A 12,753-nucleotide genomic window follows, 5' to 3' on the forward strand; every position below is an offset into this window, starting at 1 on the left:
TGATGATAACGTCATTTATGAGGTGATTTCAATTTCAGCCAGGACAGACGTGGCGTTGATAAACAGAACCGGTGCATCGGCACTTGACGAGTTGATAACATTGGTGTCATCTATCGACCCAAGGATGGGAGTGCCGCGTACAATCACCGTCCACGTTGACGGTACTCGAATTGTAATACCACCAAGAACAGCCGTTGCTGTAATAGTTTCGCTGGCATTTCTCAAGCCGGCCAGCCGCAGGTCGCAGTCAACCGATCCGAATACTGCGGTAAGATCACCGCCGGTGAACTGCTGTGAAGTACTCCTTGCTCTAAATGAGCTGAACAGAGCAACGGTATCCAGGGTATCGGAATCAGTCTGGGAGTTGCGTGTGCCATTCAGAGGCTCCGTACTGAGATCGCCTTTTTTTTTTATTCGTTTGGTAATAAAGGAAATCCCAATCAGGATAAGAAGCACAGGCCAAAATGCGCTCCAGAATCCGCCTGGGAGATAGCCAAGTTCGCTCATCTGAAGGATTGCGCCAACGCTGAATAAAATAACGTTGCCGACAATCGTGCCTGAGCGGAAAATCAGGCGCAGGATGGCCAGAACCGATAGCGAGACCGGCCACCACCGTAGGATAACATCGCCGTAAAAGTTTAATCCAAGTGAGTTCAGCAGCCACCCTGTGCCCACAAGTACAAGGATAATGCCCAGCCAGAAGCCAAGTCCGAACTCGCTGCTCCGGGTACCAAACCGAAAGTGAACTGAGTGTTGAGCTGATGTATTGGGATTGTCCATACTAAACTCCCCGTTAGTGTTGTGGTGCAGTAGAACGAATAAAGTTAGAAATCGTTGTAACCACGTATTCGATTTGTTGGCGAGTTAGCTCAGGGTACACAGGCAGTGACAGTACGGTACGCGCAAGGTTGCAGGTTACCGGAAAAGCGTCATCGGTACGTGTAAGATGACGGAAGCATTCCTGACTGTGCAACGGGAGGGGATAGTAAATCTCGGTACCAATCTGGTGCTCCGTTAGGTACGCACGCAGGGCGTCGCGGTGCCGGGTTCGGATTGTGTACTGGTTATAAATATGGGCGTCGGCGCCGTTTTCGGGCTGCAGTGTTGCCGGCAGGAGTATGGTGTTGGACTCGTCGAAGCTGGTTACGCCGGCTGCCGTGGCCAGGCCTTCCTTGATAAACAGCGTGTTATACAGCTCTGCGTTCCGTTGGCGTGCTTCGTGCCACGACTGCAGATGTTCTATTTTTATGCTAAGCACAGCAGCCTGCAGGGCATCCAGCCGGAAGTTGCCTCCAACATATTTGTGGTAATAGCGGGGTTCCATACCATGGTTTCGAAGCTGACGCAGCTTATCGGCCAGGTGACCGTGGTTTGTGGTTACCATGCCGGCATCGCCCATGGCGCCAAGGTTCTTGGTAGGATAAAACGAAAAGCAGCCCATTGTACCTATGCCACCCACGCGTGTTCCTCCGCAGGCCCGGGTGCCGATGGCCTGAGCCGCATCTTCGATGACCGGGATATCATGCTGAGCTGCAATTGCCATGATCTTTTCCAGACCTGCCGCCTGTCCGAACAGGTGAACAGGGATAATCGCAGCCGTCCGCGACGTAATGGCGCACTCTACAGCTTCGGGCTGCATCATAAAACCGCGGGAGTCCACATCAACAAATACGGGCGTTGCACCCGTACGTGCCACACACCCCGCCGTTGCAAAAAACGAGAAGTCTGGTACAATTACTTCGTCACCAACGCCTACATCCAGAGCCATCAGCGCAAGCAACAGGGCATCGGTGCCACTGGAGACGCCAATGGCATGGTCCACACCAAGGTATTCGGCTGCCTGCCGCTCAAAAGCACTAACTTCAGGTCCAAGGATATACGCCTGGCTTTGTGCCACCCGGATTAACGCTGCTTCGAGCTGTGGCTGCAACTGTCGGAACTGGGCCTGTAAATCAAGTAAGGGTACCTGCATGGAGTACAAACTTATTGGTTTTCGGACCGAATTAGCTGATACCAAATGTTTAATGCAATTTTGTACTCGTTATTCAACAATGTTTTATCAGAGGAAAGTAATGATAATCGGTGTTCCAAAAGAAATTAAGCCGCTGGAAAAAAGAGTTGGTATGACTCCCGGCGGATGCGATATGATGATTCGTAATGGTCATACCGTAGTCGTACAACGGTCTGCCGGTGAAGGCAGCGGTTTTGCCGATGAGAAGTATGCTGCCGTAGGTGCCGAACTTGTAGATTCGGCAGCCGACGTATATGGTCGTGCCGATATGATCGTAAAGGTTAAAGAACCAATTGCCCCCGAATATCCTCTTATTCGGAAGGACCAGGTTTTGTTTACCTACTTTCACTGTGCTGCGTCCCGCGAGCTTACCGAAGCAATGGTTGCAAACGGCTCCGTTTGTATCGCGTACGAAACCGTGCAGCGTGCAGACGGTTCGCTGCCGTTGCTGATCCCGATGTCGGAAGTTGCTGGCCGGATGTCAGCTCAGGAAGGTGCTAAATATCTTGAGCATCCAATGGGGGGACGGGGAGTACTGCTTGGCGGGGTCCCGGGTGTTAAACCCGCCAACGTCATCGTCCTTGGCGGCGGTGTTGTTGGTACCAACGCTGCAAAGATCGCTGCGGGGTTCGGTGCTCGCGTTACCATTTTTGATAACAATCTGTACCGTCTGCGCTACCTTGACGACGTTATGCCAAGGAACTGTGAAACCCAGATGTCAACCCCGGCAAACATCCGCGAAGCGATTATTGATGCTGATTTGGTGATTGGTGGCGTACTTGTTGTGGGCGCAAAGGCTCCCCGACTGGTAACTCGCGACATGCTGTCCACTATGAAACCGGGCAGTGTGATTGTTGACGTTGCCGTAGATCAGGGCGGCTGTGTTGAAACAACGAAGCCAACCACGCATGATAACCCTACCTATGTTGTTGACGGCGTGGTTCACTATTGCGTTGCCAATATGCCCGGTGCTGTACCCTATACGTCCACACTTGCCCTGACCGGCGCAACGCTTCCGTATGCCATGAACCTTGCCAACCATGGATGGGAAGCCGCTGTTAAGGAAAGTCACGAACTGGCACTGGGAGTAAACATCGTAAAGAATACAATCGTGTACAAGGCCGTTGCCGATGCATTTGATATGGAGTATAAACATCTGAACGATGTGATGGGCTGGTAACGTTTGGTTACGGATTATCAAAGGTTTTTACATTATGGTGCGCAACCTCTGTTGTAGTGTTCTGATCTGGGTGTCGCTTATGCTTGCAGGGCAGGTACGGGCGGTATCACAGGAGGTGCGTGCCGCTTTTGATGACAGCAGTACGGTGTGGGTAATCACGGCACAGATGCAGAAGTCGCATTGGTTTCTGCAAGCCGATACTGCTGGGTTTTCCGAAGCACGGCTGTTCAAGCGGAGTGATGGAGAGTACCGGCTTGAAATTTCACGGGTGGATTCCACCGGTACTCTTGTAACCGTAAATGAAGTTATCTCCGAAGGAGCAGTCCGCTCAGTCAGAGCACGTGTTACAGCTGTTTACCATAATAAACCATCAGCCGTGACCGGAACAGGGGCTGGAGCGTCGGGTTTCGGTTCGGAATCTGTTGCATCGCTGGATGCCGGGCGTACCAGCCTTCTGGTTGGCTCTACCTTTTGGGGCCTTGCTTACGGCTTATATACCACCGCAGCCCTGGGTGCCGACGAGTACGTGGGCTACGGTGGTCTGATTGGCATTGGAGTTGGCTACATGGTCCCTGCCTTGCTTACAAGGGGAAGGCATGTTTCTGTTGCCTCCAGTGAGCTTGCACTTGGTGGACTGTTTCAGGGGCTTGGGCACGGGCTGCTGCTGACCGGTACATTGTTTGGCGATGATCCGATTGATTTTAGAACCCCGTATGCCTTGGCTGTTATTGTTGGCCTATCAGAAGCTACCGCAGGCTATCTGATTGCCGCGAAAACCAACATGTCAGCCGGCGATGCTTCGGCAATTACCGCATCGGCATTCACAGGAAGTATTGCGGGGGCCCAGATTGCTGGTACGGTGCTATCGGGCATTAGAACAAACGAAGCGTTTGACACCCGTGTGGCATCCGGAATCATCCTGGCAACATCAGCCGCAGGAATCTGGGCTGGGACGATGCTTGCCGAGGCCTATCACTTCACACCGTCCGACGCTGTTGCCTACACCCTGATTTCTGTATATGGCGCTGCACTGCCGTATGCATTTGCCCCGATAATTTCGCATGACCTGGAATCATCGGTGTATCTGTACGCTGTCGGGTTGATTACCACGGTTTCCGGAATGTGGCTGGGGTTACAGGTGGTTCAGGATCATGACCTTGTGCCACCCGCTACAACGTACATGGCTGCCGGTGCCGGTGCCGGTGCTCTTGCCGGACTGGGCGTGTATGGCTTAACCGGTGCGTCGGACGAAGATACCGCTGTCCTTTTCCCGTATGTGGGCTCTGTTGCCGGCTTCCTGTTTGGGTATGGACTGTCGGAAACAATTCCTGACGGTGATTTTGGCAGCGCCATAGATCTTACCGTAAAACCCAAGGCACTCCTTGCCGCTGACGGTGGCGTACAGTTTATACCCACTGTAGGGTTTAACTGGAGTTTTTAATTTCTTGTAACTTGCAGTCTCCGGCCTGCAGGTCTGCAACCGGCGGTACCAGCCAACCGGAGGTTAACCTACACTTGTGCAACAGTAATCTTTAAACATTATGACGAATATTCCCGACCACACATCCACACTTGAATCGGCAATCAGCGCTGTGCGTAACCGTACGTTTTTTGCACACTGGCCGGAAGCCCCCTCAGGGAAAATTTATGGCGAGACTGCTAATGCCGACGGTGAAGCAGCTTTTAAGGCTCACCTTGGAAAACCGTTTACGGAACTCCTGCAAAACGATGCCGAGCCGGTGGGTTCCGAACTGTCGCCCTGGGGCTTCCCGCTGCATATTACCTACCCGAGTGCCAAGGTGGACGAGCTTACCGAGCAGGCACGGATGGCACAGGCATCGTGGCAGAGAGTGCCGGTACGCAGTCGGGCGATGATTCTGATTGAAGCTCTGGAACGCGCAGCACAGCGGTTCTTCGAAATTGGGTATGCCACCATGCATACTACCGGCCAGGGCTTCGTGATGGCATTTCAGTCCAGTGGACCCCATGCGTTTGACAGAGCACTGGAATCTGTTGCGCTGGGAGTTGTAGCGCACGAAACATTTAGCAGCAGTGCCACCTGGGCTAAGCCCATGGGCAAGTTCGAGGTGCATATTCAAAAACATTACCGAACGATCCCAAAGGGTATTAACCTGGTCATCGGCTGCTCAACGTTTCCGGTGTGGAACTCGTTGCCCGGCATCTTTGCAGGCCTGATTACCGGAAGCAGCGTTATCGTGAAGCCGCATCCGATGGCTGTGCTGCCCATTGCAATCATCGTGGCCGAGATTCAGAAAACACTCCGTGATGTTGGAGTACATCCGCTAACAATACAGCTTGCTGCCGATTCGGCCGATAATCCTGTGGCGCTGAAGCTTCTGGAACATCCCGCAATTCAGGTTGTTGACTATACCGGTGGTCCGGCCTTTGGAAACATTGTGGAAGAAACGGCCCGACGCCTGGGTAAGGTTGTGTACTCCGAAAAAGCAGGCGTGAACAGCGTTATTATCGATAGTGCCGATGATCTTGATGCAGCACTGGATAACCTGGCATTCTCGGTATCCCTTTACTCCGGTCAGATGTGTACGGCTCCTCAAAATATTTATATTCCAGCCGAGGGAGTGATGGTGAAGGGGGCTTTGATACCGGCAGGTGACGTTGCCGAAAGATTGAAAGTAAAAATTGATACATTGGTGGGTAACCCCAAGATGGGTCCGGGTACGCTGGGGACAATTCAGAATCCGGCAACCGCACAGCGCGTTGCTGATGCGCGCACAACTGGTCTGCCCGTACTCCGCGACTCGGCAGAGGTTGGCCAGGCAGGCTTCGATACGGCCCGTACGGCATCACCATTACTGCTGATGGCAACGGCAGCCGATGCTGCAACCTATCACCGTGAGTGGTTTGGTCCGATATCGTTTGTGATAACCGCACAATCGTTTGGTGATGCTGTGCGCGAGGTAGCCGCTACCGTTCGGGAAGCCGGCGCACTGTCGGTCCTGATTTACACAACCGATCCTGATAAAGCCGAGCAGTCGGAACAGGTCCTGGTATCAGCGGGAGCCCCGGTAGCCTATAACTTTAACAGTTTTGTGTGGGTTAACCAGTCGGCAGCGTATTCCGATTTTCACGGTACCGGTGCTAATCCGGCAGGAACGGCATCGTATTCGGATTTAGGATATATCACCGGTCGCTACCATGTGGTTGGCGTGCGCAAGCAGGCTGCATCTGCCTGAGCCCCTTTAACGGGAGGTTTACGCCAATGCCTGCTCAAGATCTGCAATCAGATCTTCGGGATCTTCAACACCAACGCTCAGCCGCACCAGTCCCTGGGTAATGCCAAGGCGTTTGCGCTGCTCGTCGGGCACACTGGCATGGGTCATCGTTATCGGATGGCAAACGAGTGACTCAACGCCACCAAGACTTTCGGCAAGGGTGAAGAGTTTTGTTTTGGCGGTAAATTTCTGTGCGGCCGCCAGCGAGCCAAGCTCAATACTTATCATGCCACCAAATGCCTTCATCTGGCGGGCGGCAATGGAATGCTGGGGGTGACTTTTCAGGCCGGGATAGTGTACAGCCTGAACCTTTGAATGTGTATCCAGAATTTCGGCAAGAGCAAGGGCATTGCTGCTGTGTGCTTCCATCCTAAGGTGTAATGTTTTTGCGGAGCGCAAACACAGCCAGCTTTCAAGCGGACCCGGCACGGCACCGGCGGCATTCTGAATAAAGTGCAGCTGCTCGGCCAGTTCAGAGGTTTTTGTGGCAACAATGCCATGCACCAGATCGCTGTGACCACCAAGGTACTTTGTGGCACTGTGCACAACGATATCGGCACCAAGCGTAATTGGCTGCTGCAGATAGGGTGAAGCAAACGTATTGTCAACAACCATTAGTGCATCAGCCCCGTGCGCGATGGTAGCAACGGCAGCAAGGTCAGTAATGGTCATCATCGGATTTGTTGGTGTTTCGGTGTACACCATTTTTGTTGTGGCAGTGAGTGCCCTGGCTACATTGTCAGGATTGCGCATATCCACGAACGAAAACAGCAGACCAAATTTTTCGTGCATCCGCGTAGCCAGGCGGTAGGTGCCGCCGTACATATCCTCGGCCATAATCACGTGGTCACCTGCTTTCAGCATCCGCAGGACGGCGTCAACCGCTGCAGACCCGCTGCCAAAGGCTATTGCATCGGCAGCTTGTTCCATTGCGGCTAAGCAGGTTTCCCAGCGCGATCGTGTTGGATTCTGGGTTCGGGCATACTCCCACCCCTTGTGTTTGCCAATTTCTTCCTGGGCGTAAGTCGAGGTTTGATACAGTGGTACGGTAACGGCACCGGTGAGTTCGTCAGGTTCCTGGCCAATATGAATGGCCTTGGTAGAAAATTTCACGATGTTGGTTTGTGGTTAACGGCTGAGGTAAAACTTTTCGGCTCTGCGGAAATTAGAGCCCTGAACAGTGCAGATATACACGCCCTCGGGCAGATCAGAAATCGATGAGCTGTATTCATGCTCACCTTTTGATGCATATCCGCTGTACACTTTCTTCATTTCCTTGCCAAGCAGGTTCAGTACGGTTACTTCCAGCTTGTCCTGTTCGGCACCAAGATTTACCCGTACGTTCAGGACGTCGGGAGTTGCCCGAACGGCAATGATTTTGCTCTCAGTCTTGTTTGTATCGGCCGCAAGCACTGTCCGTGATCGGCTGCGCGGTGCGTTTTGTGCTGCTGCCAGAATTATCTCTACGGCGTTGAGTGACGGGATTGAAAGCTGACCGTTGCCATTGAACACCCGAAGGGGTGGCGATACCGATTTCCCACTTTTGTCGGCCCGGACTACCGGCGATGCAGCAATCCCAAGCAGAACTGAAAGTATCAGGCCTGCAAGGAATGTGCGGGTATGGTACGGGCGTTGTTTCATCTTTTATACCTCGTGCCAGCAAAAGTAGCTGTCAGAACACCAATAAAGCAAATAACGTGCAAAAAAAAACGGATCCCGTGGGATCCGTTTTCCTTGTTTGCAGGCTGGCGGTTTTTTACCGTGCAATCACAAACGGGACTGCTTCGGCGTAGTCAGAGCTTTGGATGCGCAGTGAGTACACGCCGTTCGAAAGTGACTGTACCGGAATAGAGAGCGAATATTCGCCGTCTTCCAGAGATTGCCGAATCAGCGTGGCCACAACCTGACCTGCAGTGTTCACCAGTTCGATTGTTGTTGGTGCCGTAACGCCGATACCAAATTCAACAACGGCAACGTCAGAACTTACAGGGTTGGGTGAAGGGGGCTTGACAAAGTGTTTGTTCTTGCTGAGCGAAACTACACGCTTGGTAAGGGCACAGTTAGTGATTTCGGTGCTGCACCCCGATGTTGTGGTGATGAAGCACGGACGGAACAGGTTTACTTCCAGGTCCTGATTCTGTTTGAACTCTTCGGACAGGAGCAGGGTAGTACCAAACGAGAATAAGTTACCATCAGCGCTTAATGGCGTGAAACCGTTGAGCGAGAAGCGTAGGCGTGATTGTGTACCGTTAATGTCGGTCCGTACCGGATCGCTAACCGTCCAGTCACCCGGGAGGTCCAGTTTGGTGATCGAACCCGGCGTAAATGCCATTGAATTGGTTACATAGATCACATCGGCAGTGAGCGACAGGATGCCGGAGCCGGCCCAGTTGGATGAGCTGGCGGAAACAGTAAATCTGGCCGACGGGTCGGTATTGGGGTCGGTTACAGATCCCTGACGGTTGTTGGAGAGCTTAAAGGCAAAGGGTACAACGTATCCAATTCCTCGCAGCTGAACGTAAACGTCGGGGTTGAACTCGGTATTCTGGCCTTCTTCGTAGTTCACAACCTTGATTCGTGCCGAAAACGACCTGTCAGGCCAGGGTGCCGTGTTTGGCTCGTTGGGGATAAACCGTACCACAACACGGTAGGTGGACTGTGCGGGAATCATGAACGGTAGGGTGACAGGCACATTCGAGGCATCCAGGATGTTAACAATCTGGAATACTCCTGCGTCGGCGTCAACAAGTTGCAGGTCACGGATTTCCAGCCTGTTTACACCACCGCCGGTGTTTGAAATGGTGAATTCCATGAGTGGCTGATCACAATTGGCAAGTTGCCGACCGTAATCAATGTCGGTAACCCGAATGTCCGGTCCTGCACAGCTTGCCACATCAAAGCGTTCCGTGGTTTGAGCCGTGGTTGTTAGCACACTGTCAGTACCGTTACCGGGGATGGCATCGTGGGTAACTTCAACAACCAGGTTGCTGCCACCGTTGTAACCGCTTGGGCGGGTGTACTGAACCGGGATTGAAAGGGTGTTGTTCCCGGCAATATGTGAAACGGTGTAGGGGTTGGCCGGGGGCGTGGCAAACGACCATGCGGCGTCTGAGCCGGGGGCTAAGGCCACCGACACCGTCAGGTCCATATTGCCATTGTTGGTGATGACCAGGTTTCTGCTAACAGGCTGTCCTTGCGGTGTTTCCAGACACAAGAGCGAAGCCCCCTGCGTGGTGATTTCTGGAAGAATTCCTTCTCCTTCCAACAGGGCAGACACGTCAGGAATACCGCTTTCCTGCCATACGGGCCTGATGGCCTGGCTGTACGTTTGCCGGTCTGCCGGACGGAATTCAACAAGAACCTGGATAACATCGGCTACCGATACCTTGGGGTTTGTAACGGGGGTACCGTTCTGCATCAGACCGTTAATCTTAAACACAAAGTTGGCATCATTACTTCCGGCGGGCCAGTATTTGGAGCCATCCATAAATGTGACATCGGTAAGTGTAATTGCCTGGTTACCGGAGTTGCGTACTTCAATCAGGGCCTGGTGCAATGTGTTCACCCGACGTTTCAGCCAGTTGTAACCGGTGATGCGCGGTCCAGGCTCCTGCGTACGGCCTGTCCAGGTACTTACGCTGTCAGGTCCGTCGCCGTTGTTTTCAAATACAACGTCTATCGAATCGGTTCCCACAGAGCCACGCTCATAGCAAATTTCTGTGACAACAACTTCCTGCTTGGGTGCTACGCGGATGGGCAATGGCGGTGTTGTGGGTGACGATACCGTAAAGTTTTGTCCGTTATATCCCGTAAGTGCGGTTACCACAAGAGTATCCGATCCGGGGTTCTTTATGGTAATGCCGGGCTGCTTGCACACTTTTTCGTTTACGCCAACGATGCCGGCATTAAAGTTGTCAACTTCGATGCGTGGTATGGCGGCAACGCCAACCAGGGGAAGCCGGAAGGGGGCACATTCGGTGGAGATTTCAATGGTGTCAATATCAAGGTCAGACAGCAGGTTGGTGGTTTCGCGGGTTCCCTGATAGGTGACGTCGAGGGTTACGGTTTCACCGTCCTTAAGTGTAACCGCCGGCGGAATACCATTAGCGGTAATCGAGAAATACGTTCCTGCCAGTACTCTGCTGCGCCGGAGCTCAATGTTACCACCCGTAGTGTTCCGGATGGTGAGCTGTAATGTTTTATTGGTTCCGAGTCGGAGTTTGCCAAAGTCCAGGATCGGTGGTTCAAAGCTGAGCTTTGGTGCAAAGTACTGAATGGTATCGCGGGTGAAATTGCCTGCCCAGTCAGTTACATCAAATTCGCAGTAGGCATCCTTGGATTTATCGATCACTTCCCACTTAAAGCTAAACCGCTTATACGAGTTGTCCTTGGGCAGCGGCGGGTCAGCGGTGATATATACAAGCCGGTAGTTTGTACTGTTCGAACCGAACACCGTGTCGATGCTGAAGACGCCTGTTTCCACCTGATCGGTGTCCCTTGGTGTTGCAAGTGGCGGATCCGGGATGTTGCGTAATTCGGTGGCTTCGTAGGTGAAGTCGCCGCAGAGATCTGTTGAGGTAAGAAGCGGTGGTAATGTGTCTACGGATGTTGTAGGCCTGAACCCTGAAGCTGCGGGCCAGCCATACGAGTCAACATTACCAAAGCCGTAGATATAACCGCCAAATTTAATTTTACCGTTTGTTGTGATGTGGTGAGCTGTTGCTTCAGAGTTGAAGTCGATCTGGGTCCAGTGAAGGTTATTGCCCATGTGATTGTACAGCAGTGTCGGAGCTGCCGCGCGGGGGTGATTCCACACGGCCTTCCCGTCAATCTCAAGGCTTTTCAGGTTGTCAACATAATTAGGGTCAGCGGTGTCAGCCCAAACAATCAGGTTTAGTTTATGAACCATGTACTTGGGATCGGTAGGCGACTGGAAGATTGTGTTAGGGATAAACTGTTCCTGTGGCACCACGTTAATCATGAACGGGTCGTGGAAATCATCGCCGTCAAAGCTGGCAGAACAAGCGTACTGCATCACGAAGATGGGCTTGTCGGCTTCCCACACGCTGTAACCGTTTGTTAGCACCGATGGTGCTGTAGCCTGGGCAAGGTCGGCAAAATCACCGGCACTCATCAGCTTGCCACCACCCTGTCCAAGTAATTTCTTTGTCTTCTTATCGTAGTATTTCAGCGTCCACGTTGTATTGGGCTGTGATGAGATTACGCGGAAAACATCGCCTTTTGCCTTAGGGTTGGAGCCGTTTCTGGCATATTCCACGGTAACATATTTTTTACCCCAGGTTTCAACCGGTGGCGTCATCTCAACCATGTGATCTCGACCGTTGCCGTTTACCAGGAGATTGGGCATGGTGGTCCGATTGTGATACGAGAGCATGCCGATAGGCTTGTTGCTTGTGATTTCGGTGCCGGTAATATCAAACAGACCACGGGTGGTTCCATCACCGGTAACGCAATACACGTCACCCTCTTCCATGGAAACCTGCCATTCATCACCAATCTGCTTGCCCCCCATGGTTTTGGCATAACCCTTACCGGTACCGCGCAGTTTAATGTTGACGACGGTGCCGTTTTCTTTGGCGACAATTACGAAGCCTGCCGGCCACTGGTAGTATTCAGCGAAGTCATAGTACGACGTAACTATGTACTTTTTGCCGAACGCCGACGTAGGAATGGCGAGGAACCCGTCCGACGTAACGTATTTACCGTTCAGCACGTACACCGAAATCGGCTGCGGCGCCGTAATGCGAATCCCTTTCTTTACCACGCGTTCGATCTCGCGCACTTCCCACGACCAGTTGGTTTCGCCCCGTGTGTCGTTCAGGATCCGAACAACATACGGCTCAATATTTCGGCGGTAGGTTTTATCACCGGCGGCATCATATACCGTTACCTCGGTTGAATAGGCGGATGCGATCTGTACGTCGAGTGACGTTACCGGTTGCTGCGGGAAGTCGTTGGCTGGTATTGCTATCCAGAATTCTGTCCCCTGTGAGCCGCCAACAACCTGAATGTGCCCGTCGTCCTTCTTTTGTGCGGACACCTGAACGGCAATCGCCACGGAAATGCAAAAAATAAAAATGCGTATCATTTTATGAAACATAGAAATCCTCCGGTTTCAGATTGTAGTTACGGATGCTACACCATGCTGCCAAAAGTATAATTCACCGACGCTGAATAAGTTACATTCAACACCGGGTATACGGGCTAGGAATACCACACCATTGTGCATTATAACAAAAAGTTTCCATTCGGGTTACGATATTTCAATGGGTGCGGCAAACTTTATT

General features: G+C 52.4%; 8 protein-coding genes. 3 read left to right on the plus strand and 5 right to left on the minus strand.

Annotated features, from left to right (window positions below; translation table 11 throughout):
* Positions 1 to 15: 15 nt before the first annotated feature.
* Both HRU79_08195 and HRU79_08200 read right to left on the minus strand, forming a co-directional pair.
* On the minus strand, positions 16 to 780 hold the full coding sequence (locus tag HRU79_08195) for a hypothetical protein (protein ID QOJ26627.1): 765 nt from the start codon (positions 778 to 780) through the stop codon (positions 16 to 18).
* 13 nt (positions 781 to 793) lie between these two features.
* A complete protein-coding gene (locus HRU79_08200; GenBank protein ID QOJ26628.1) occupies positions 794 to 1,972 on the minus strand; it encodes a DegT/DnrJ/EryC1/StrS family aminotransferase in 1,179 nt (392 codons plus the stop codon).
* A 100-nt stretch (positions 1,973 to 2,072) separates the two neighbouring features.
* On the opposite strand from HRU79_08200, the gene ald reads away from it, so the two are divergent.
* From ald to HRU79_08215, 3 genes are all read left to right on the plus strand, one after another.
* The gene (ald, locus tag HRU79_08205; GenBank protein QOJ26629.1) at positions 2,073 to 3,191 is read left to right on the plus strand and encodes an alanine dehydrogenase; all 1,119 of its coding nucleotides are present in this window, start codon (positions 2,073 to 2,075) and stop codon (positions 3,189 to 3,191) included.
* Positions 3,192 to 3,225: 34 nt separating this feature from the next.
* Positions 3,226 to 4,632, plus strand: coding sequence for a hypothetical protein (locus tag HRU79_08210; protein ID QOJ26630.1), 1,407 nt, complete (start codon positions 3,226 to 3,228; stop codon positions 4,630 to 4,632).
* A 100-nt stretch (positions 4,633 to 4,732) separates the two neighbouring features.
* Positions 4,733 to 6,406: an aldehyde dehydrogenase family protein gene (locus HRU79_08215; protein ID QOJ26631.1), complete on the plus strand. Its 1,674-nt coding sequence runs from the start codon at positions 4,733 to 4,735 to the stop codon at positions 6,404 to 6,406.
* Positions 6,407 to 6,424: 18 nt separating this feature from the next.
* Here the strand turns inward: HRU79_08215 and HRU79_08220 are convergent, their stop codons facing one another.
* From HRU79_08220 to HRU79_08230, 3 genes are all read right to left on the minus strand, one after another.
* Positions 6,425 to 7,558 carry a cystathionine gamma-synthase gene (locus HRU79_08220; GenBank protein QOJ26632.1) on the minus strand — a complete coding sequence of 378 codons (1,134 nt, stop codon included), beginning with the start codon at positions 7,556 to 7,558 and terminating at the stop codon, positions 6,425 to 6,427.
* 15 nt (positions 7,559 to 7,573) lie between these two features.
* Complete coding sequence (locus HRU79_08225) at positions 7,574 to 8,086, minus strand: T9SS type A sorting domain-containing protein (GenBank protein QOJ26633.1); 513 nt, start codon at positions 8,084 to 8,086, stop codon at positions 7,574 to 7,576.
* 115 nt (positions 8,087 to 8,201) lie between these two features.
* Positions 8,202 to 12,566, minus strand: coding sequence for a choice-of-anchor D domain-containing protein (locus tag HRU79_08230; protein QOJ26634.1), 4,365 nt, complete (start codon positions 12,564 to 12,566; stop codon positions 8,202 to 8,204).
* Positions 12,567 to 12,753 lie beyond the last annotated feature (187 nt).

The organism is Ignavibacteria bacterium, from assembly GCA_015709655.1.
Taxonomy (GTDB): Bacteria; Bacteroidota; Ignavibacteria; order Kapaibacteriales; family Kapaibacteriaceae; genus OLB6.

Excerpts from the sequence above, each read along its gene's own strand:
- HRU79_08195 (QOJ26627.1), bottom strand. The coding sequence starts at position 780 with ATGGACAATCCCAATACATCAGCTCAACACTCAGTTCACTTTCGGTTT.
- HRU79_08200 (QOJ26628.1), bottom strand. The coding sequence starts at position 1,972 with ATGCAGGTACCCTTACTTGATTTACAGGCCCAGTTCCGACAGTTGCAG.
- ald (QOJ26629.1), top strand. The coding sequence starts at position 2,073 with ATGATAATCGGTGTTCCAAAAGAAATTAAGCCGCTGGAAAAAAGAGTT.
- HRU79_08210 (QOJ26630.1), top strand. The coding sequence starts at position 3,226 with ATGGTGCGCAACCTCTGTTGTAGTGTTCTGATCTGGGTGTCGCTTATG.
- HRU79_08215 (QOJ26631.1), top strand. The coding sequence starts at position 4,733 with ATGACGAATATTCCCGACCACACATCCACACTTGAATCGGCAATCAGC.
- HRU79_08225 (QOJ26633.1), bottom strand. The coding sequence starts at position 8,086 with ATGAAACAACGCCCGTACCATACCCGCACATTCCTTGCAGGCCTGATA.
- HRU79_08230 (QOJ26634.1), bottom strand. The coding sequence starts at position 12,566 with ATGTTTCATAAAATGATACGCATTTTTATTTTTTGCATTTCCGTGGCG.